At 55.0% G+C, this 22,057-nt stretch carries 20 protein-coding genes; 11 read left to right on the top strand and 9 right to left on the bottom strand.

The window, feature by feature from the left end:
• Positions 1-48: 48 nt before the first annotated feature.
• Genes fnr through J1C54_RS13045 form a run of 3 tightly spaced genes read left to right on the top strand, consistent with a single transcriptional unit; the run spans position 49 to position 2,039 of the window.
• Entirely contained in the window at positions 49-753 is a 705-nt protein-coding gene (gene fnr, locus J1C54_RS13055) for a fumarate/nitrate reduction transcriptional regulator Fnr (protein ID WP_229148685.1), read from the top strand.
• Between the two features lie 14 nt (positions 754-767).
• Entirely contained in the window at positions 768-1,691 is a 924-nt protein-coding gene (locus J1C54_RS13050; RefSeq protein ID WP_229148586.1) for a universal stress protein, read from the top strand.
• 48 nt (positions 1,692-1,739) lie between these two features.
• Complete coding sequence (locus J1C54_RS13045) at positions 1,740-2,039, top strand: hypothetical protein (RefSeq protein WP_229148584.1); 300 nt, start codon at positions 1,740-1,742, stop codon at positions 2,037-2,039.
• Positions 2,040-2,085: 46 nt separating this feature from the next.
• On the opposite strand, the gene yaaA is transcribed toward J1C54_RS13045, so the two are convergent.
• Positions 2,086-2,874, bottom strand: a complete 789-nt coding sequence (yaaA, locus tag J1C54_RS13040; RefSeq protein ID WP_229148583.1) for a peroxide stress protein YaaA — start codon at positions 2,872-2,874, stop codon at positions 2,086-2,088.
• A 50-nt stretch (positions 2,875-2,924) separates the two neighbouring features.
• Here yaaA and J1C54_RS13035 point away from each other — a divergent pair, with 50 nt between their 5' ends.
• Positions 2,925-3,398, top strand: a complete 474-nt coding sequence (locus J1C54_RS13035; RefSeq protein WP_229148581.1) for a hypothetical protein — start codon at positions 2,925-2,927, stop codon at positions 3,396-3,398.
• Positions 3,399-3,406: 8 nt separating this feature from the next.
• Positions 3,407-4,252: an MBL fold metallo-hydrolase gene (locus tag J1C54_RS13030; RefSeq protein ID WP_229148579.1), complete on the top strand. Its 846-nt coding sequence runs from the start codon at positions 3,407-3,409 to the stop codon at positions 4,250-4,252.
• A gap of 40 nt (positions 4,253-4,292) precedes the next feature.
• Here J1C54_RS13030 and corA read toward each other — a convergent pair whose 3' ends face one another.
• The 3 genes from corA to J1C54_RS13015 form a co-directional block, all read right to left on the bottom strand.
• Positions 4,293-5,243, bottom strand: coding sequence for a magnesium/cobalt transporter CorA (gene corA / locus J1C54_RS13025; RefSeq protein WP_229148576.1), 951 nt, complete (start codon positions 5,241-5,243; stop codon positions 4,293-4,295).
• An 86-nt stretch (positions 5,244-5,329) separates the two neighbouring features.
• The gene (locus J1C54_RS13020) at positions 5,330-9,238 is read right to left on the bottom strand and encodes a DUF1631 family protein (protein WP_229148574.1); all 3,909 of its coding nucleotides are present in this window, start codon (positions 9,236-9,238) and stop codon (positions 5,330-5,332) included.
• Between the two features lie 65 nt (positions 9,239-9,303).
• Positions 9,304-10,527 carry a nucleoside recognition domain-containing protein gene (locus tag J1C54_RS13015; protein ID WP_229148572.1) on the bottom strand — a complete coding sequence of 408 codons (1,224 nt, stop codon included), beginning with the start codon at positions 10,525-10,527 and terminating at the stop codon, positions 9,304-9,306.
• 173 nt (positions 10,528-10,700) lie between these two features.
• On the opposite strand from J1C54_RS13015, the gene J1C54_RS13010 reads away from it, so the two are divergent.
• Entirely contained in the window at positions 10,701-12,842 is a 2,142-nt protein-coding gene (locus J1C54_RS13010; protein WP_229148570.1) for a carboxy terminal-processing peptidase, read from the top strand.
• Positions 12,843-12,861: 19 nt separating this feature from the next.
• On the opposite strand, the gene J1C54_RS13005 is transcribed toward J1C54_RS13010, so the two are convergent.
• Entirely contained in the window at positions 12,862-14,004 is a 1,143-nt protein-coding gene (locus J1C54_RS13005; protein WP_229148568.1) for an oxygenase MpaB family protein, read from the bottom strand.
• Positions 14,005-14,121: 117 nt separating this feature from the next.
• Complete coding sequence (locus J1C54_RS13000; RefSeq protein ID WP_229148566.1) at positions 14,122-14,883, bottom strand: alpha/beta fold hydrolase; 762 nt, start codon at positions 14,881-14,883, stop codon at positions 14,122-14,124.
• 126 nt (positions 14,884-15,009) lie between these two features.
• Here J1C54_RS13000 and J1C54_RS12995 point away from each other — a divergent pair, with 126 nt between their 5' ends.
• The 4 genes from J1C54_RS12995 to J1C54_RS12980 all read left to right on the top strand — a co-directional run bounded on the left by J1C54_RS12995 (position 15,010) and on the right by J1C54_RS12980 (position 19,512).
• Positions 15,010-16,425: an AarF/ABC1/UbiB kinase family protein gene (locus tag J1C54_RS12995; RefSeq protein ID WP_229148565.1), complete on the top strand. Its 1,416-nt coding sequence runs from the start codon at positions 15,010-15,012 to the stop codon at positions 16,423-16,425.
• Between the two features lie 226 nt (positions 16,426-16,651).
• Positions 16,652-17,842 carry a Re/Si-specific NAD(P)(+) transhydrogenase subunit alpha gene (locus J1C54_RS12990; RefSeq protein ID WP_229148683.1) on the top strand — a complete coding sequence of 397 codons (1,191 nt, stop codon included), beginning with the start codon at positions 16,652-16,654 and terminating at the stop codon, positions 17,840-17,842.
• 11 nt (positions 17,843-17,853) lie between these two features.
• Positions 17,854-18,129, top strand: a complete 276-nt coding sequence (locus J1C54_RS12985) for an NAD(P) transhydrogenase subunit alpha (protein WP_229148564.1) — start codon at positions 17,854-17,856, stop codon at positions 18,127-18,129.
• A gap of 3 nt (positions 18,130-18,132) precedes the next feature.
• On the top strand, positions 18,133-19,512 hold the full coding sequence (locus J1C54_RS12980) for an NAD(P)(+) transhydrogenase (Re/Si-specific) subunit beta (RefSeq protein ID WP_229148563.1): 1,380 nt from the start codon (positions 18,133-18,135) through the stop codon (positions 19,510-19,512).
• A gap of 69 nt (positions 19,513-19,581) precedes the next feature.
• Here J1C54_RS12980 and J1C54_RS12975 read toward each other — a convergent pair whose 3' ends face one another.
• From J1C54_RS12975 to J1C54_RS12965, 3 genes are all read right to left on the bottom strand, one after another.
• Complete coding sequence (locus J1C54_RS12975) at positions 19,582-20,346, bottom strand: YdiY family protein (protein WP_229148561.1); 765 nt, start codon at positions 20,344-20,346, stop codon at positions 19,582-19,584.
• On the bottom strand, positions 20,343-21,176 hold the full coding sequence (locus J1C54_RS12970) for a mechanosensitive ion channel family protein (protein ID WP_229148559.1): 834 nt from the start codon (positions 21,174-21,176) through the stop codon (positions 20,343-20,345). The genes J1C54_RS12975 and J1C54_RS12970 overlap by 4 nt, the downstream gene beginning before the upstream one ends.
• A gap of 63 nt (positions 21,177-21,239) precedes the next feature.
• Positions 21,240-21,767, bottom strand: coding sequence for a DUF6580 family putative transport protein (locus tag J1C54_RS12965; protein WP_229148555.1), 528 nt, complete (start codon positions 21,765-21,767; stop codon positions 21,240-21,242).
• Between the two features lie 111 nt (positions 21,768-21,878).
• Between J1C54_RS12965 and J1C54_RS16760 the strand changes: the two genes are divergently transcribed.
• Positions 21,879-22,057, top strand: a 179-nt coding sequence (locus J1C54_RS16760; RefSeq protein WP_370635661.1) for a homocysteine S-methyltransferase family protein, incomplete at its 3' end; no start/stop codon positions are given.

Below are 22,057 nucleotides of genomic sequence, written 5' to 3'. Positions count from 1 at the left end.
ATGGGTTCGAACCTTTATCTGGTAAGTAACACGAAGGGACGTCCCACCATGGCGCATCGCACATCCTGTAATGACTGCAGCCTTAACCCAATCTGCTTGCCTCTAGCAGTTTCGGTTGATGAGCTTGATCAACTGGAAGACATCATGCACCGAGGGCGGCCACTGAAGCGTGGCGAGCACCTGTATCGGGCCTCTGACGCGTTCGAGTCAGTCTTCGCTGTGCGCAGCGGCGCAGTCAAAACCTATGTTGTTTCTGAGGAAGGCGATGAGCAGGTCACCGGCTTTTACCTGCCTGGGGAAATAGTCGGCATGGATGGCATTAGCACCGCACACCATGTAACTTCGGCAAAAACGCTGGAAACATCTTCAGTATGTGAAATCCCTTTTTCACGTCTGGAAGAGCTGTCCAGCAAGATACCATCGCTGCAGCATCATTTTTTCAGTCTCATGAGCCGTGAGATTCAGGCGGATCGTGAATTACACATGCTGCTGAGTAAAAAGTCGGCGGACGATCGCATCGCATCACTGCTTATTTCGATTGCCAATCGTCAGAAAATGCGCGGCTTGTCAGGGCATCAAATCCGCCTGCCTATGTCACGTTACGATATCGCCAACTATCTCGGCCTGGCGGTGGAAACCGTCAGCAGAATTTTCACCCGATTCCAGCAACAGGGGCTACTTGCCGTAGAGGGTCGCGAGGTGGAAATTCTGGATCGCGAAGCCCTTTGCGGCACTGGTCGCCTGCGCGCCTGATTAAGAGGTCACCCATGAAATCCGTAATTGTCCTATTGGACAGTGACATCAATGCCCCACAGCCGGCACTGAATAAAGCCGTGTTTCTTGCGAAAAAACTGGGAGCCCCACTGCAGGTTTATGTTAATGCCTACTCTGCCGCCCTGATTCGAGCGGTCGGCATGGACAAACAGCACTTGCAGCGTGCTCGCGACAACGTCATGCAGGGCTGGGAGAAGCAGCTGCGTCGCATACTGGAGAAACTAGACGCACCTGATAGTGAAACCCATATTTTTTGGGAGCAAAGCGAATCAGTCACTCTGGCGGAATTTATTCGTCGAATGGATCCCGCGTTGCTAGTTTTACATCGCGCTCAAGAACCCATATTAAAGCGCCTGCTGCTAACCCCGAGAGACTGGAAAGTTATCCGTAAAGCGCCCTGTCCAGTTCTATGCGTAGGCGAGACCCCCTGGCCTTCGCAGCCAGCAGTAGTGGCCGCAGTCGACCCTGATCATGGCCTGGATCACCCTGACACTTTAAATGGCGATATAGTCGCTGCCGCCAGACAGATGGCATCCAATCTGGATACCGAGGTGCAACTTGCTCATGTAGTTGAGTACCCGGATGAAACCCTGATTATGTTGGCGGGGGAAGCGGTACCTGTGTCTCTATCAAGCATTGACTCACTGCGCCAGCACTATCAGGAACGTCTACACAGCTGCGCAGAGGAATTTTCTTTACCAGCTGAATCAGCCCTTATGCTGGAGGGAACACCGCATCGAGCTCTGGGTGAATATATGGATCAACACCCGGGCATATTAGTACTGGGCTCCGTCCATCGTGGCGCCATACGCCGATTACTGCTTGGTAGCACTGCAGAGCAGATTTTGCTGCACAGCTGCGCAGATATTCTGGTAGTCAAACCGGAAAACTTTTCTTCACCCTGGCTGTCTTCTTGAGACAGAGCAGGTGCAAAATCATCCAAATGGATCATCAAGGAGCAAGCTATGAGCCAGTCATCTTTTATTGAAAAACTTCGCAGCCAGCTGGAAGACTGGGACTATCAACTTGACCGCTTCGAACACCGTGTTCAGGACATGGGCCATGAGCTGCAAAGCAAGGCAAAGGCCCGCGCAGAAGAGTTCCGCAGCAAGCGTCATGAGTTGGAAGGTCGTATTGCCGAGCTGGAAAAGGCGTCAGAACACGCTTTGGAGGACCTTCGCGATGGCATTGAACTGGCTTGGGATGGCCTCAAAACTGGCTTTTATGCTGCCCGCAGCGAGTTTGAGAAAGACGAAGATAAATAATCACCTGTCTTGCGGTAAAAAAGGGCGTCATAAGGCGCCCTTTTTTTCAGATCTTGCCAACTTCACTTTCAGATCGTCGAAATAGCAATGTGTCAGCGTGAGAGTCTTCAGCAACGAAACGGTACCCCGCTTCGCTGAACTGCTCTAACTGCTCTGGCCGCTGGATATTGTTGCGCAGTATCCATGCCGCCATAAGCCCCCGAGCCTTCTTTGCATAGAAACTGATGACCTTGTATTTGCCGTTCTTCTCATCCTGAAACACTGGCGTAATGATTCTGGCGCCCAGCACTGCCGGCCTGACTGCTCGAAAATATTCTTGTGATGCAAGGTTAACCAGGGTTTCCGCCTTGGCCTTTTCCATATCCTGCTTCAACAGCTCGCTGACCGTGTCACCCCAGAATGCGTAAAGATCCCGCCCTGCAGGATTACTTAGCAGCGTCCCCATCTCCAGCCGGTAGGGTCGCATCATGTCAAGCGGTCGCAGTAATCCATATAGGCCAGAGAGTATTCTCAGACGTTTCTGGGCCTGCTCAAGATCCTTCTTGGTGAAGCTATCAACATCAAGACCGGTGTATACATCGCCACGAAAGGCAAATAGTGCTGGGCGGGCACTGCTCTGATCAGTGCCAGGCTCCCAGGCTTGATTGCGCTCCACATTCAGACGGGCTATGGCCTCGCTGACCTTCATTAACTTAGCCAGCGCTTTGGCATCATGTTCACGAAGCTGATGGTTCAGTATTTCGCTATGTTCAAGCAGCCGTGGCAGACTGGTCTTTACCGACGGCACCTGTGATGTATAGTCGAGCGTCTTGGCTGGTGACAGCACAATAAACATTGTTTCTCCGGCTACTTGTTAATCAGTCTGGCATAGGGAAAGTATAAAGGATGGTTCATATTCTGTTGCTATTGACAGTGCTGATTGCTGCTTTGGTGCTGCTAGCCAACAGCTGGAAGGCGGAAAAGCGTCTATTTGCTGCCACAGCACTGGTCATAGTGCTCACTGCCGGTGGCATCATCGGTGTGCTTGGCTTGCAATTGCTCAAGCCCCCTGCACTGCTTGACCCAAGCCAGATCAGCATCACTCTGGATTCCGCCAGAGTGGTTGAAAGCGGTGTCAGGATTGCTGGCCAACTGCATAACCTCAGCGCAGAGCGAGTTTCTGCAGTGCGCCTCAAAGTCACTGCTCTGACCTGTGCAGAGGATGACTGTAGGGAGCTAGGCCAGAAGCAGATCAATGTGGTTATGCAGATTCCACCGGGAAATAGCTACCCGTTCAGTACCGTGGCACCGATCATCGGCCTGCCTGATAATACTGAATTGAGCTGGCTCGTTGAACCGGTCAAGATCACCGTTTATTAGGAATTACCATGTTTGCACTGACCCCCGGGCAGCCAGTAGAGATCGGTAGCGGGATATGGCGGCTACTGGCACTGAATCCGGGCATGATGAGCGGCCCGGGTACGAATACCTACCTGATGGCAGACCATGATGGCCTCGCGGTACTTGACCCGGGACCGGCCGACAGTCGCCATGTGGATAACATCCTGAGGGCGGCGCAGTCCCTGAATATGCCTTTAACCCGACTGCTGGTCACCCACACCCACCGGGACCACTCGCCGGCCGTGGCCCTACTGCGCAGCCACTGCCGTGGCCCGGTGATTGGCCCGCCAATACTGGATGACCCCCTGCAGGATGATAGCTGGGCCCCGGATGTGGTGCTTGCTGACGGCGAGCAGATAGACCTCGGCAAGTTGCGGCTTCGGGTTATTGCCACACCGGGCCATGTCAGCAATCACCTTTGCTATCTCGAAGAAAATAGCGGCCTGCTGTTTAGTGGCGATCACCTTATTAATGGCTCCACCGTGGTCATCGCGCCGCCGGCCGGATCCATGAGTGACTACCTGCGATCCCTGCGGCGCTTGCTGGATGAGACCATTTCGCACATCGCTCCGGGACATGGGGATCTGATTCTTGACCCAGTGCTTACCATCGAAGCCACCATTGGTCATCGCTTGGCCCGTGAAGAAAAAGTATTTCAGGCTCTAAATGATCAACCGGATAGCCTTCCCGCTGATCTCGTTGCATTGGTTTACAACGACGTGCCCACTTTCCTGCATGGGGTGGCAGCGTTCTCGCTGGATGCGCATCTTATCCGTCTGGCAGAACTGCAGCGAGCGGTGCGCACTGAAGATGGCCGCTACCGGCCGGCCTAGTGGCCAGACCACGAAACGTGGCTTATCACAGAGAGGCTTGTTACAGCCAACCCTTACGTTTGAAATAGACATAGGGCGCAAGCCCGGCAAGCAACATAATCAGCAGCGCAAACGGGTAGCCGAACTGCCAATCCAGCTCCGGGATGATACGGAAATTCATACCGTAAACACTGGCAACCATAGTAGGCGGAAGAAACACGACCGCTGCAATCGAAAAAGTCTTGATGACCTGACTCTGTTTGATATTGATAAAGCCCTGAGCGGCCTCCATCAAAAAGTTAATTTTATCGAACATGAAAGTTGTGTGCGCCATCAATGTATCAAGGTCGTGCTGCATCTCCAGGCACTGCGCGCGGCGTTCAGTATCCGCTCGCAGGTGGCGCTGAATAAATGAAACTGAACGCTGGGTATCCATCAGACAGAGGCGAATTTTACCGCTAGAGTCCTCCAGTTTCGCCAGCCGATCGATACTATCCTCAAGCTCGGCATCCTCGTCTTCGAGCACATGGTAGCTAACATCCTCGAGTTGACCATGAACATGCTCTAGAGAGTCGGCAAGATTTTCTACTTTTTGCTCAAGAATGCTAAGCAAGATATCCAGCGGCTCTTCAACTTTTACCCAGCCACGGCGGGTACGCATACGCATCAAACGAAAATCTGCAATTTCCGTATCACGAAGACTGACCAGTCGGCCAGGCTGCAAAATCAGAGCGACTGAAGTGGTGCGATGACGACCCTCGCTGTAATGCAAAAACAGCGAGTGAACGTGAATGCCCTGCTCGTCGGTAAAGTACCGTGCTGAAGCCTCAATTTCTTCTACGTCGTCGGAGTCGGGCAACGGTGCCGTATAAATGGTTTCCAGCAACGCCCTCTCGGCCTCATCCTCTCCCACCAGGTCAATCCAGCGTGCTGAGGCAAGGTTCCCAGGTTGCTCTGCAACCGAAGGAAGCTCGGTAAGAGCACCATGGCGAATATCAAAGGTGTGTAACATACGAGCTCCATGAGCGGCCCTGACGCCGGAGTGTCAGGTAAAAATCAGCCAATGGGGCGCATAGTATCAGTGTTCGGATAGCTTCGTCAGCTTGCGCTCAAGGCATCCAGGGGTCTTGGTTTTTCAACCCCGTAGCCCTGTACATAGTCGACGCCAATTTCCGCCATCAGGGTACGTATCTGGTCATTTTCCACATACTCAGCGATGGTCCGCTTACCCATCAGGTGACCCATTTCGTTAATCGAACGCACCAATGCCAAATCGGCCACATCATCCGCAACGCCGCGGATAAAGCTGCCATCGATCTTGATATAGTCCACTGGCAAATGCTTCAGGTGCCCATAGGACGCCAAACCAGAACCAAAGTCATCAAGAGAAAAGCGGCACCCGAGCATCTGCAACTCGCGAATAAAATCCACTGCATCTTCCAAATTGGCAATGGCTGCCGTCTCTGTCACCTCAAAGCAAATACGCTCACGCGGCACTGGGTAAAGCTGGAACATCTCAAACAGGAACTCGAGCAAAGTGGCGTCATTCAGAGATTGGCCAGACAGGTTGATCGACAAGTGATCCAGCTGACTCACAGCCGCCGGATTGGCATGCATCCAGCGCAATACATTTGACACCACCCATCGATCAACCGCGTACATACGATTATAGCGCTCTGCCGCGTGCAGGAACTCTGAGGGCGCAACCATCTCCCCTTCCTGACCAGATATGGCGATCAAAACCTCATAGGCCGGAAGCGCATCGCCACTGACGGTTGACTCTATTCGCTGGCAGCGCAGCAACAAACGATTTCCTTCAATGGCTTCATCCAGACGTGTAACCCATGCCATCACGTCATCCCGTTTGACCATATCCTTGTCGTCGGTGGTGTAGCGTTGTAAACGATTGCGGCCGGCTTCCTTGGCAGCATGACAGGCAGCATCCGCCGCCCGCATTAGCTCGGTAGCGGTGACGCCGGCCGCTTCACGCTGTACCAGACCACCACTGATAGTGATCTGGAATGGTTTTCCCGCACAAACGAAGCGTTCGTTGGGCACTCGGCGGCAGAACCCTTCCGCTGCTCGTATGGCCGCCTCTGCTGGCAGGTCTTCCAACCAGATGGCAAATTCATCACCACCCAGTCGGGCAATAAGGCTGCCCGAGAACTGCTCTTTCAGCAACGAGCTGAATGCTAACAACAATTCGTCGCCAGCCTCTGGACCGCCAAGATTGTTAACCACCTTGAACTGATCAATATCCAGATGCAGCAGGGTGCCATTGGGGCCTCCCACTGCCAGTCGCTGGCGTAAGCGCCGCTCGAACTCACGGCGACTAATCAGGTTACACAGGTCGTCATGGGTTGCCTGGTGGGCCATCTGGTCATAGACGCGCTGCACCATGCTTTCCAAGCCACGATCCACGGCCGGGGCATCGAGGTTATCGATCTGCCGCATCTGCTCGCTTGCCAGACGTTCTGCAAACTGAGCCAGATTGTACTCAGTCACTTTCATGCCCTGATGATTTACAAACACAAAGGTCTGCTTGCCCGCATCAGTCCATGCCAGCCTGAGCACTTGCTCCTGACCACTATCAAAATGGCTAAACCAGTCACCGGCCTCATGGCGCTGGGCCCTACGTGCCCAGCGTTGCTCAATTTCACCTTTCGCCTCAGGGGCTTCATTATTTGACTCGTCCACCAATCCGGCTGGCACATCAACAAGGTCCGGAGGTTGCTGGTCACGGGACTTGCGTGACAGCAAGTCCCGCAATTCAGATACCAGCCGAGCATTTTGCATCTGTGTATCGTCGACCTGCCCGAGCCCCGACTTGATTGAGGCCAACATGGCGGCAAGCTCTTCCTGACTGGGAACGTGCTCAACGGACTTGATCATTCGATCGATAACGCCAAGGTACTCATGCCAGTCTCTGCTGTCCCTACCGCTACGTAGCAAGGTCTGGGTTAGCAACTGGCGCCAACCAGCATCAATCAGGCTCAACACCGCCTTAGGCGTTTTCTTGCCACCGATACGGCGCTCTAAAGCCTGATTTACTTCACGCCGAGCGACCACCACCTTGTAACGGCCTTCACAGCTTTCTGTAACACGTTTCATATTCCGCAAGTAAAGGCTCTGCTGACGCTCTGCCAAGCGGTCAAGCTTCTGCACTGCCTCACTGAACACTTCAGTGTCTTCATCAAAACCCGAGACAATCCCGGCAACTTCCTGATCAATCTCTGTTTCATGGGCCTGAAGATTGGCACTTCCTCGAACGCCCAGATGGGCAATTCGGTTGAGCATCTGCCTGGCCGGATGAGCCTCTTCCTCAAGAAAGGAATCATCATTTAGCAACAGTCGCAGAAATGGCACTTCCAGCTTGCGAATGGCATCACGAACCCTCTCGCTCAGCGCAGGGTTGCCAAGAATTCCGGCAAACAAATTATGAATAACATCAACAGCAGCCTGAGTATCATGATCAAGATGAACATTTTCATCCTGATCGCTCCGTAAAGCCTGATTCACTCGCTGAGGAAGCGGAATACTCTGATCGCCGGAGAAATCTCGCTGCAATCGTGTCAAAGCAGCATCAAGATGCCCTTCTGGAACAGGCACGGAATGTTCTGAGGCCCTCTGTGCAGCATTACGATGCCGTGCCGCTTCAACAGAGTTACTGCTAAGCAGTTTTTTGACGGTCTCATAGGCATGCTTGGCAATATGTTGCTGCAACGTAAACTGCCGAGCGGCCAAGCTGGCTGGCGCCCTGGAAGCCGAGGGCAAAGGCGACACTTGGGTCGGGGCACCGGTGCCGTTTGCTGCTCCTGCCGCACCTGACTTGGCTGCGTGCTTGGCCGGAGCTGATTCAGCCGAAGGCGGCGGGTTTTCTTGCTCTACCGGGCCGCTGGCCTGCTCTTCAATATTCTTACCCTGATCCGGGGCCGCAGCCTGCTTGCCAGGTTTTTCCGCCGCATTCTGGTTATACCTTTCGCTAATATAGCGACCAACGTCCAGATCAGGCAGCACACCGTTTTTCGCCAGAGATTCATTGCACTCACGGTAGAAATCGTTCAAATGATTTACTACGGAATCATCGAAACACGCCAGAATAACCTTGTCAGTTTTTTGCTTTAATGGCAGCAGCCGAAGTGACTCACCAAATGCAGTGCAAAATACGGACGGATGCAGCGGGTTCTTTCTGGCGCTGAGTGAAATGGCGAACAGCTCGTCAAATCGCAACTGAAGATGAAGTAGCTCTTCATTGAAATGGCTTTCGGCTCGGGATGCCATAACTTTAAGCGTTAGCCAATCTTCAAATATATCCTTATCAACCAGAGACAAGCGACCATTGGCATGCTCATTCTCCGCTTTAGCCATGTTCGCGGAAGAACTGTCTAGCCCCTGAGAAAACTGTTCAATCGAGTTGAGAGTGCGTGCTACAAAGTTACGCGATAGCCCGGTGGCGTTTTGGCTAAGCAACTTGGCGGCCTCAAACCAGGGGTGCTGCGCCTCGTTGGTTGTGGCTTTCTCCGCATTATCAAGCAGTGCTTCTCGTGCCTGGGGGAAAAACACTTCAAGTCTGGCCAGACAAAAACGACGACTGATATCCAGCAACTGGGCGGCCGCGTTACGGGCCTGCTCGCGGCTCAGACCAGGCTGCCGCCCCCCCGCTTGCTGCTCAGTGTCGAGTAATCCACGGACATGGTTCTGCACTGCCAGCAAGCTGGTTGCATCAGGGGCGTCAAAGGCGACGCCGATATCTTGTCCTTCTTTGCGGGCCAGACGCGCTTGCAAGGTAACCGAGCGGGTGCCTCTTAATCCCTGGACATCCACAGACACCTTGAGCTGATCGCCCTGCCGCAGGGCCAGCAGCAGACTCTTTTCGCTGGCAGGCAAGGTCAGCAACATGCCGCCCAGGCAAAAGTCACTCACCTGACAGGGGCGATCACTGAATTCAGCGTTGCTGATTCGTGCCGGCATCTGCACGGTGCGTCTGATATGTGCGCGTTGATTCATGCGACCATGATTCCTGCTGTAGCAGTGTCCAGCCACTGACTGAACAGTTTCTTATAACCCTATGATTAACCGAAAAACAGGTAGCTGGCCAGTACGGCCGTGCACAAACCTGCAATATCTGCAGCCAAGCCGCACCAGAGCGCATAGCGAATACGCACAATACCACTGCTGCCGAAGTATACCGCCAGTACATACAGGGTTGTTTCCGTGCTGCCCTGCATAACTGCCGCCATGCGTCCGGCAAGGGAGTCGACCCCATGGGTCTGCATAACCTCAATCATCATTGCCCGGGCGCCGCTGCCAGACAATGGCTTGAGCAGAGCCACCGGCAAGGCATCCACGAAGCGGCTGTCCGCCCCGGTTAGCGCCACCAGCCAGCGAACTCCCTCTAGAAGTAAATCGAGGGCACCACAGGCGCGCAGCATGGCGATAAGCACAAGCATAGCCACCAGATAGGGGATCAACTTGATCGCCATTTGGAACCCCTCAGAGGCTCCTTCGATAAAGGTGTCGTAGATATTAAGCCCGGCACGCAGGCCAGCGCCGATGAAGGTGGCCACCACCAGCAGCAGAATCACACTGCCGGCAACCCCGGAGAAGCGGGCGGCATCAGCCCCGGGCATGGCCAGCGCTGCAACAGCGCCAAGGCCAAGCAAGCCTAGCCAGGCAGCTGCCACCGCCATTATCAGGGGATGGCTCAGGCGGATACCCTGAAGTCGGGCGGTTAGCCAGACACCGACAAAGGTGGAAGCTGTGGTAGCCATAAGCAACGGCAGGTAAATATCCGCCGGGTTGGCTGCCCCCTGCTGAGCCCGATACATCATCACGGTGACGGGCAACAGGGTCACAGAGGAGGTGTTCATGACCAGAAACATGATCTGGCTATCGGTGGCCGTATCCGGCTTGGGGTTATGTTTTTGCAGCGCCTCCATGGCCTTCAGCCCAAGAGGGGTGGCAGCATTATCGAGGCCAAGCATGTTGGCGGACAGGTTCATGGTGACAGGGCCGAGGGTCTCCGGGTGGTGCCCCACGCCTGGCATCAAACGCCCGAGAACGGGCGCCACCGCCAGTGCGACCCGGTCAGCCAGCTGACTGCGCTCCGCTAAACGAAACAAGCCGCTCCAAAGGGTTAGCACGCCAATTAGCCCGAGGCATACCTCAACGGCCAAATCCGCCGCCGAGAACATGGCCTGAATGGTGGCACTGGCAACATCCTGATCGCCTGCAAAGAGCTGCACCAGCGCCACCAGCACGGCCAGCAACACCCCTCCGGCAAAAAGTCCATTCATTGAATTACTAGCCCCGACCGCTGTCACAGTCGGCAAGGTGCATTTATTGCCAGATCGCGTCAAGGCGCCTGCTGAATGCAATCCCGGGCCGCTTGGTTATACTGGTGCCAATGCTGACCCTCTGGCCCCGCCGGGCCTGACTGGGTCTCAAGCTAAGCCACGTTGGAATTTCGATGCGTAAACTGTCCTTTGCTCACAAGATTTTTATTGGCCTCACGCTTTCAGCCAGTCTGGCAATGGGGGCCATCTCCTTTACCGTAGCCCCTCCGGCGGAGTCCGCCGCTGACCGGCTGGATGGTACGGGCCTTCGGCCTGACAACGTTCATGGGCGCACGGCTCAGGAGATTCTCGCCCGACTGGAACGGCACTATCACAAACGCCAACTCAATGACCAGCTGTCCGCCGAGGTTCTCGACCGCTACTTGCGCGACCTCGACCCGAACCGGTTGTATTTTTTGCAAAGCGATATTGAAGCGTTCAACCAGTACCGAGACCGTCTGGACGATCAGCTCAGCAGCGGCAATCTTGCCGCCGGCTACAACATATTCAACCTTTATCAGGTTCGTGTGGAAGAAAGCCTCACCTACCTGTTACAGCTCCTTGAAGAAGGCATCGACAAGCTTGATATGAATCGCACTGACACTGTTCTGGTAGATCGCCGCGAAGCCAGCTGGCCGTTGGATGAGTCTGACAAGCGGGATCTATGGCGCAGGCGCCTCAAGGATGCCGTACTTACCATGCGCATCAATGGTGATTTGGAAGAAGAAATCGGCACCCGGCTACAACGTCGTTATGCGGGCCAACTTAAGCGTCTCCAGCAAAGCACTCCAGAAGATGTATTCCAGATCTATATTAACGCCCTGACCACCACTTACGACCCGCACACCAATTACTACACGCCGCATAACTCGGAGAACTTCACCATCAGCATGAGCCGATCTCTGGAAGGAATCGGTGCAGTCCTGCAAGGTGAAGATGAGTTCACCAAAGTGGTTCGCCTGGTTCCAGGCGGGCCCGCTGCCAAGGGTGGCGTGCTTAAACCTGCTGATCGCATCGTTGGTGTTGCTCAAGAGGATCAGGATGTTATTAATGTGGTGGGCTGGCGGCTGGATGAGGTTGTCAACCTGATTCGGGGTCCCAAAGGCACCACCGTGCGTCTTGAAGTAGTGCCGGCGAGCAGCCCCAGCGAGCATAACACTCGGGTTATCTCCATTGTCCGCAACAAGGTGGTGCTGGAGGATCAGGCAGCAAAGAGTCGCATTATCGAGTTGCCTGATGGTGACGACGTATCTCGTATCGGTGTCATCGACATCCCTACTTTCTATCTCGATTTTGAAGCCATGCACCGTGGTGATGCGGAATACACCAGCACTACCCGCGATGTTGCCAAGCTGATAATGCAGCTTAAAAGTGATGGCATTGATGGCCTGATTATCGACCTGCGTGACAATGGTGGCGGCGCGTTGCCAGAAGCTACCCAGCTGGTATCCCTGTTCATTGATCGTGGACCCACGGTTCAGGTTCGTGATGCCCGTGGCAGAGTTTCGGCCGAGCCAGATCAGTACCCGGGCAAGCTCTACAGTGGTCCCATGGCAGTCTTGGTTAATCGTCATAGCGCCTCAGCATCAGAGATTTTTGCTGGCGCCATGCAGGACTACGGCCGCGCGTTGATAGTTGGCGATGAAACCTTCGGCAAGGGCACGGTACAGACGCTGATCCCACTCAATCACGGCCAGTTAAAGATGACTCAGGCGAAGTTTTACCGGGTTTCAGGTGGCAGCAATCAGCATCAAGGAGTTATTCCAGATCTGCCTCTGCCATTCGTGATCAATAAGCAAGAAATCGGCGAGAGCGCCCTGCCAAACGCTCTGCCATGGGACCGGATTCGCCCGGCCAGTTTCTCTCCGAGCGCAGATTTGACACCGTTCATTGAGCCCTTGCGGCGCAGCCTGAACAAGCGCATTGCCAAGGATCCGGAGTATGACTATATCCGCGAGCAGATAGCCATGCTTGATGAAATGCGCAATATCCGTGAGTTGCCCTTGAATGAGGATGCCCGGCGTAAATACCAGAAGCAGACAGAAGATCAGCGCCTTAAAGCAGAAAACCGCCTGCGTCGCTCTCGAGGCCTTGAGCCACTGAAAGATATCCATAGCCTGATTGAGGAAGAGGAACAGCGTATTTCTGCCATGCAAGCCGGAGAACAGCAGCCGGATCAGAAAGATGCGTGGGTATTGGAAACTGGCCGGGTGCTGGTAGACCTGATCGGATTAACCGAAAAGGCCCGCATTGCGACACTGGAGCCGGCGGCCTGAGCGGCCGCCGCAATAGGCCTCAGGCGATTGCCTTGAAGCCCCATGAGGCCGGGTTGTCTCCCAGCCCCTGCTGCAAAGTACGCCGACCAAAATCATGATTCCAGGACTCTACCCGGCGCAACACAAAGCCAGGCAGTAGCTGCTGGCCAATACTACCCACCACCAGCCCTGCTCGCACCAGCCGGACAACCGCAGCCGCCGGGACTGAACTGCTGATGTTCAAATCATCTGCCACCTTGTCGCCGATCAGAAAGCGGCTGAACGCCAGCAGCTGGTCGTAGGAAAGTCGAAAGGGTGGCCGTTGTGACATATCCCGCAGCAGGGCCTTGGCCAGCGCCTCCGAGTCTTTGCTCGGGCTATATAAGTGGCTAGTAAGCTGCAGGGCCAATACTTCCTGCTCTTCGATGGTTGCAGTCAACAAATCCTCGTGTACGCCAAGCACGAAGCCCGCATAGCGCCACATGTAATGCAGTGATTCGTGGTCTGCACGACTTACATGCAGGCCAAGACGTTTCATGCCACGCACCACCATAAAGTCAAACTCCAGAATGGTGCCAGCCATGTCTTCCTGATTAATCGGCTGATCGTATTTGGCCACGTCAAAACGGGGATTGTCTTTAAGGAACTGGCGCACCGCAGAATGTAATAAACGCACTTCCATTAACGTGCGATGGCCCACACCGCCCGGGCGTAAGCCATCCGGGCCGACCATATTGTGCAGCATCTGCCCGGTTTCATAGATGCGCCGGGAAACATCCTTTTGTAGTCGCCCGGTGGACACCAGCACCTGAGAGGGCTTGTTGTGCGCATAGCCCTCGACCAGGCTCGAGCACATCAGAATCAAGCCCTGCAGGGCGCCATTTCGGCGACAAAAACGCCGACCGGGCTCCATCATCTCGAAGTCCACCCAGTCCGGGATACGGTAGCACTCATCAATAAAAGCCTGGAATACACCACCCTCCTCACGGGCCCGCCGCTCCACTTCGTCAAGCAGGCCCGAGGGCTTACGAAACTGCATCCGGCTGGTGCAGGCGTCGGCAAACGGGTCCTGAATCTGGCGCCAGGCCTGCAAACGCTCATGGGAATAGCGGTCGTACCAGACTTTTTCAGCCGGAGTTTTTGGTCCAGCCGCCATCCGTTCGATTTCTTGCGGAGTTGCCATCCTGACGCCCTCAACCAGTTGTTATTGTTATCAGCACCGCCGTGGGATGCTGTCACGGCCGCAGCCCGGAACAGAACTCGCGGGTTTCGAGAAAGCTATCACTGGCCTATGAGACGGTCAAGCAGATCTGACCCACTGCTGCAGAACCTCGGCGGCCCACTCGCCTGCGTCCAGCGTCAGGTCGTGACCTGCCGTGGGATGAACCCTGATTGGCAAACCCCAGCCCCGCGCCATGGCAGCCGAGCAACGGGGGTCAACCAGTCGGTCACCAGCGCCGTTAACAATCAGCACCGGAGCGGACCCGGCCAGCCTGATGGGGGCATGAAAGCGCGCAGCCGCCAATAACTGTCTTAGCGAATTTGCCCGACTGACCGGATTCTGCCGGGCAAATTCAGCCCATTCGACCGCCAGGTCCTCCTGGGTCTGTGTATCAGTCAAATTTGTGGTCATGGCCAGAATCGCCCTTTCTTTCTGTATCAGGCTGCGGGCAAGCAGCCCGTCCATAACGATGGAGCGGTAATTTGCCGGGCGTAGCCGCTGCCAGAACGGGCTAAACCGGGCCACGCTGCTGTTAATAAGCGCAGCGGCGGCGACTTCTCCGGGATAGTCGTTGATCCAGCTGATTGTGGTCATGGCGCCCAAGGATAACGCGACCACATGAAACGGTGGCCTCAAGTCCTGATCACTGAGAGACTTGCGCAGCGCTGCGACCATGTCCTCGATGCGGGTCGGACTAGGCGTCTGACAAAGCGAGCCATTACCGGGCAGGTCCACCGTGACAATACGATCCTCTGGCAAGGCCGCCTGCATCTGCTCGGGAAAGCCCCCCCAATGGCGCTGCTCGCGGATCAAGCCTCTCAACAACACCCATGTGCGCATGCACCCTCCTCTGGATTCGATGTCACTGGCGCTCGTCTGACAAAAATTGAATGGTCAGCACGGTCTGACCAACAAGCTGATAGAATGCCGAGCCCGTAGTAAGGGTGCAATTGGAGTCCTGCAGGAATGAATCGAAAAACTGTCAAGCGCGTCAAAACAGGAGCCTTCGAGCGCCGTTTTTCCATGGCCAAAGCAGGATTTATGGCCGGCGCCCGCTATGCCACGCTGTCCGCCGGCACCCTTTTTGCCAGCGCCGACAAGCGTCAGGACATGCGTCGCGACATTCTTTCCCGCCAGGCTCAAGAGCTGGCCAGCGATCTTGGCAAGCTAAAGGGCTCTGTGGTGAAGATTGGCCAGATGATGGCCCTGTTTGGTGAGCACTTCTTGCCCGACGAGGTTACCGCGGCCTTACACACTCTGGAAAACAACACTACTGCCCTGCACTGGGACACCATTGAAAAACACCTGCACCGGCAACTGGGCGAGTTGCGTTTGTCGGAGTTGGAAATCGACCATGAGCCTCTCGGTGCCGCATCTCTGGGGCAAGTGCACCGGGCTCGCTGCAAGGCGGATGGTCGTGAGCTGGTATTAAAAATTCAGTACCCGGGTGTCGCTGAGGCTATCGACTCGGATTTGCGCGCTATTGTTCAATTGCTGCGCATGAGCCGGCTGGTACCTATCACCGAGCAATTTAATCAGTGGCTTGACGAAGTCCGGCAGATGCTCGGTCGCGAGGTGGACTACGACCTGGAGGCCGCTACCACCACTCACTTTCGCGAAATTCTTGCCGATGACCCGCGTTTTGTGGTGCCGGAAATCGTTACGCGCTACAGCACACACAATATTATCTGCATGACTTTTGAGCACGGCATCAGCGTTAACGACCCAGCCGTACTAGAGCTTAGCCAGAACCGGCGAAACTTTATTGGCAGAGCAATTATGGAGCTATGCTGCCGTGAGGTTTTTCAATGGAACAAAATGCAGACAGACCCGAACTTTGGTAACTATCTACTGCGCATCCATCCTGAATCAGGCGCCGATCAAATCGTGCTGCTGGACTTTGGCGCAATTCGTGACTTCAGCCATGACACACTTGGCCCTGGCCGGGAAATGATTCGCGGCGCATACCACCACGACAGCCAGCGACTAATCGACGCCATGATGGCATTGGGCTTTCTGGACAAGGGGGCACCCAAGCGTCTGCTGGAGGACTTTGCTTCCATGTGCTTTGAGGCAGTGGAGGTTCTGCAGGACCCGGAGCGATTTCCACCGCCAGATCATGTGCTCAATGAAAAACTGGAATACCGCTGGGGAGCGAGCGATTTACCCAGCAGATTGGTAGCACGCGCCGGGCGAAATGCATTGTCAGTGCACTTCGATGTTCCCCCCAAGGAATTCATCTTTCTGGCCCGCAAGCTTCTTGGCGCCTACACCTTCCTGCACGTTATAGAGGCAGAGGTGCGCGGCAACACCATTCTTGACCCGTTTTTGCCCATAAGCGAACAAGAAGATCTTGCCCTTGTGACCAGAAAAAAGACTTAGAAGAGCTTCCTTCCGGGTCATTTCGGTCATTTATTGAGCGATTATGCAAGGAAAAGGCGTTTCCCATTTGCCATGGGTAGTACGGCCCCATTAAGGTTTGCACCCTGCCGGAGGGTGGCCTCATAAAGGCCCCCTGAATATGGCAAAAACTGAACCAGAAGTCGGCCCCGGCGGGTACACCGTCAGGACCTTAAACAACCAGCTTACCGAGATGGGGGTAGCGCAGGTGATCATCGGTATTCCGAAAGAGACATGCCCCGGGGAAACCCGTGTGGCTTTCACTCCGGCCAATGTGGCCGTGATGAAGAAGAAGCCGGGTATCCGGGTGCTGATCGAACAGGGTGCGGGCGATGCCGCCGGCTACCCCGACGCGGATTATGTCAGCGCCGGCGCGGAGCTGAAGGATCGTGTTGCGATTTTCGCGGAGTCAGAAATCGTTCTGCAGGTACAAACACCCGGCAGCAGTGGCAGCCATGGTGATGCCGATCTTGGCGCGCTGAAGGAAGGCCAGATTCTGATCGGCATGATGGACCCGCTAGCCAACCCGTCGTTCGCCAGCACACTGGCTGAGCACAAGGTCACCGGTGTTGCGCTGGAGCTGGTGCCACGCATCACCCGTGCTCAGGCCATGGACGTACTCTCCTCAATGGCCATGATTGCTGGCTATAAAGCCGTGCTGATGGCATCCGTGAGCAGCAACCGTATGTTCCCGATGAACATGACCGCCGCCGGCACTCTAAATGCATCCCGCGTGTTCATTATGGGCGTGGGTGTGGCCGGCCTCCAGGCCTGCTCAACAGCCAAACGTCTTGGCGCCATCGTCGAAGCCTATGACGTGCGCCCAGCAGCACGTGAGCAGATTCTGTCAGTTGGCGCCAAGCCGGTGGAGCTGGATCTTGATACCAGTGCAGCTGAAGGTACTGGTGGTTACGCCAAGGCTCAGGGCGAAGACTTCCTCAAGCGCCAGCGTGAGCTGATGACTGAAGTGGTCAAGCAAATGGACGTAATCATAACCACTGCGGCCGTACCCGGTGCCAAGTCACCGATTCTGGTCACCGCCGATATGGTCAAGGCGATGAAGCCGGGTGCTGTGATTGTCGATCTCGCTGCAGAGCGCGGAGGCAACTGCGAACTGACCCGTGCTGGCGAAACCATTGTAGAACATGGCGTCACCATTATCGGCCCGGTCAATGTGCCCTCTTCTGTGGCATTTCATGCCAGCCAGATGTACGGCAAAAACATGGAAAACCTTCTCAATCTGATGATTGATAAAGAAGGTCAGCTAAACCTCGACATGGAAGACGAAATTTTCCAGAACACCGTTATCGCCCATCAGGGCGATGTGCCGCAGAAGCGCATGCGTGAACTGCTTAACCTGCCACCGCTTGCTGAACCGCAAGCGGAAGCCAACGCCTGAGGAGCATCATCATGGACTTTATTGCCATGCTGACCTTGTTCGTTCTCGCCATCTTCCTTGGCGTGGAATTGATCACCAAGGTACCCCCAACCCTGCACACTCCGCTGATGTCGGGCTCCAACGCCATCTCCGGCATCACTCTGGTCGGCGCACTTATCGCAGCCGGTCATGGTGAAAGTGTACTGGTCCAGGTATTTGGTTTTGTCGCGGTGGTACTCGCCACCATTAACGTGGTGGGTGGCTTTATGGTTACCAACCGCATGCTGGCGATGTTCAAGAGGAAGTAATTCATGCATCTCGCAGATCACTGGCTCAATATTGCCTATCTAATTGCCGCTTCACTGTTCGTATTCGGCATCAAAGGGCTGACCAAACCACGCACCGCTGTGCGTGGCAACCAGCTGGCCGCACTGGGCATGCTCATCGCCTGTGTGGTGACCCTGTTTCATAGAGAAATCATCAGCTATGAGTTCATCATTGCCGGCATCGTTCTTGGCACCGTAATTGGCGCCATCATGGCAGTCAAAGTGCAGATGACCTCCATGCCACAAATGATTGCCCTGCTTAACGGCTTTGGCGGCGGTGCATCATTCGCTGTTGCTACAGCGGGCTATCTGGGCGGGCTGGAGGGCCCGGTGGCTCTGATAAGCACAGGCGCGGCTGTTCTCATTGGCGCAGTTACGATGACAGGATCGATTGTTGCGTTCGCCAAGTTGCAGGAACTGATCAGCGGCGGATCCATCGGCTTTGCTGGCATGAAATTCGTCAATGCCCTGCTACTGCTCGGCTCACTGATCGCCATTGGTTACCTGGTAGTTGAACCAGGCAATGAAATGGTTTTCTGGGCACTTGTGGTTGCCGCATCCCTGCTCGGCCTAATGTTGGTACTGCCAATCGGTGGTGCAGACATGCCGGTGGTTATCGCGCTGCTCAACTCCTATTCCGGTGTCGCCGCATCTGCCGCTGGCTTCGTTACCGGGAACAGCGCGCTGATCATTACCGGTTCGCTTGTTGGTGCATCTGGCCTGATCCTGACCCAAATCATGTGTAAGGCGATGAACCGCTCGCTGACTAATGTACTGTTCGGTGTCATGGCCGAGGGTGGCGTGTCGATGAGCGACGACGAGGTATATCAGGGCAAGGTCAAATCGTCCTCAGCGGATGAAGTGGCGATGATTCTGGAAACCGCCCAACGCGTAGTTATCGTTCCTGGTTTTGGTATGGCCATGGCGCAGGCTCAACACGCCGTTCGCGAACTTGCGGATACACTGGAAAAGCGTGGTGCTGTTGTTGAATACGCCATTCACCCGGTGGCCGGTCGTATGCCGGGGCACATGAACGTTCTGTTGGCCGAGGCCGAAGTATCCTATGAGAAGCTCAAGGACATGGACACCATCAACCCGACCTTTGAGCAGACGGATGTAGCTATCGTTATTGGCGCCAATGACGTCACCAACCCGATGGCCCGTGAAGATAAAGGCAGCCCGATCTATGGCATGCCTATTCTTAACGTCGATAAGGCGCGCACAGTGGTTGTCGTTAAGCGCTCCCTGTCTTCCGGCTTTGCCGGCCTGCCCAACCCGTTGTTTGCCAAGGACAACACGCTAATGCTGTTTGGTGACGGCAAGCAGGCAATCATCGATATCTCTACCGCCTTGAAGGAAGCCTGATCTTACGGCGCTCTGACGAGCAATAAAAAACCCGCCATCAGGCGGGTTTTTTATTGCCGGGCGTTCTGATCAGAAGCTATAAACCAATGACACGGTTAGCTCGCTGTCGGTTTTCTTGGCAGGCGCCTGAACTTCCGACGTGTATTTCAGAAGATGGCTGATTCGCATCGCCAAAGAACCATTGATGCGCGACGTCAACGAGGTTTCAGCACGCACCGTCGAGGCATCTTCACCAATTTCCGAAGTTACCTCTTCGCGAAATTGAGCGCCGTCGTTAATGTTCCAGTTGTACTTCACCGCCAAACGGGCAATCGCCCCATCTTCCGTGCTCTGGCAGTCGGTATAGGAGGTCTCCGGCTCAAGGCAGAATGAGCGAAAACCCGGACCAACTTCGGTATCCAGAGTGTGCCTGTCATTGTCTAGCCACCGACGACCAACGCCCAGTGCATAGCTGGCCTGATAGTGATAGCCGGAGAACAGGTCCTTGTCGTAGGAAAGGATGTTGAACAGATAGTTGGCAGAATTATCGCCCAGCTTGCGGTCCAACTTATAGGACGCAAAGTAACGCTCACCTGTGCGCACCTTGTCTCCAGTGGTGGCGTCTTCAGCCTGAGTGTTCGAGCCCTCTACCTTGGCGGTATGGCGCCATTTCACACCATCTTTCTCCGCGTTAACTTTCCCCTGCGCAGTGTCAGACTCTGTGTTACCCCGTTTGATCAAATAGGCCAGCTCCAGCTCGCCTTGCCAACTACGATCTGCTTCAGTCACGTCTTCCGCCCATACTGGGGCAATACAGGCGGCGGCGCATGCTGCCAGCATAAAACGCTTACTCATTGATTATCTCCTTTTCCAGGATTTGAAAGGTGCAGGTCCATTTGCGGAAACGGAATTTCAATGCCTTCCTCATCAAAACGACGCTTGACCGATTCGGTCGTGTCCCACAGTACAGCCCAGTAGTCCGCCGCATTAACCCACGGACGGACAATCAGGTTCACCGAGCTATCGGCCAGCTCGGACACAGCAATCACCGGAGCCGGGTCAGCCAACACGCGCTTATCCTGCTCGAGAATGGCGCTGATAACCTGCTTGACCTTGGCCAGATCGCTGCCATAGCCAACACCCACAACCATGTCCACACGGCGGGTAGGCATCTCGGAAAAGTTAACGATATTGCCCCCCATAATGGCGCCATTTGGGACGGTTATAACCTTGTTATCAGGGGTGGTCATGATGGTTGCAAATATACGGATTTCCTTAATCGTGCCCGCCGCCCCACCGGCCTCAACATAGTCTCCCACCCGGAACGGTCTGAACAGGATCAGCATTACACCGGAGGCAAAGTTACCCAGCGAATCTTTCAGCGCAAGACCTACGGCTAAGCCGGCGGCACCGACAATGGCAATTAGTGAGGTGGTCTCTACTCCGAGACGGTCAAGCGTAGCAATCGCCACTACCGCAAGCAGAGCAATCTGGGTCAGGTTGCCAATGAACTTTGATACGGTAGAGTCAATCTTTTTGCTAAGCAGGGAGTCAACTGCGCTACTAATACGTTTCGCCAGCCACTTACCGACAATAAAAATCGCCAGAGCGGCAATGAGATTAGTGCCGAAAGGAAAGACGTTTTCCAAAGCGAATTGCTGAAACTGATCAAACATGGCATTCATAGGTAACCCTCTACTCCTTGGTGGTGTAACGACGGCATACTGCCGACTAAGTTTAAAAAACGATCAATCGGTGATTTTCAATTTAGCCATTGCAGCAGCCGGGGCTTGCTGTGCCGCCAATCGAAACACAGCAAAGAACATCACAACAAAGAACAGGTCTCCGGCCAACGTCTTCCAAAGAAACGGGAGTGCCATGACATAGCTGCTGAGCAAGCCCTCTGCAGTCGGTGGATACAGGGCCCCGCTCATCCAGACGCCGAAATTGGTGATCAAAAAGAAGGCCGCCGAGCCAGCCAGCGACATGCCGGCATGTCCCGGCAGCGATGCTCTGGCACCCAAACCCTGCCCCATCAGCACCACGAGCAGTAAGGCCCCGTAGACATAAAGCATCGTGTCGTGAAAGCCCAGCAGCAGATCAGATAACAGCATCACGGCCAGCGGCAACACGAAGCGCATAGCTGGAGCCTGCAGGCGAGCGCCGGCAAATAGTGCCAACGCCAATACCGGGGTCATATTCCAGCCGTGCGGCACCACGCGCCAAAGCAGTGTGAAAGCGGCCAGGCCGATCATTAGTGTCAGGGTTGATCGCATATCAGTCTCCTTAAGGTGGCGGCAGTATAACGCAATCTTACGGGCCTTTTGCCACTTCCCGGTGTAGTTCCGGCTATAATGCGTGCCCGTTTACCCTATACCGGAGAAATCATGAGCCAGTCTGTCCGAGCCCATCTTGGTGCCCTGCTTCGCGAGCGCATCCTGATTCTTGATGGCGCCATGGGGACCATGATCCAGCAATACCGGTTCGACGAGGCCGCCTACCGCGGAGATCGCTTCGCCGACTGGCCATCGGATCTCAAGGGTAACAATGACCTGCTGTGCATTAC

It is taken from the genome of Alcanivorax sp. 1008 (assembly GCF_020667895.1).
GTDB lineage: Bacteria > Pseudomonadota > Gammaproteobacteria > Pseudomonadales > Alcanivoracaceae > PGZG01.
This window is presented reverse-complemented; position numbering and strand designations above follow the sequence as displayed.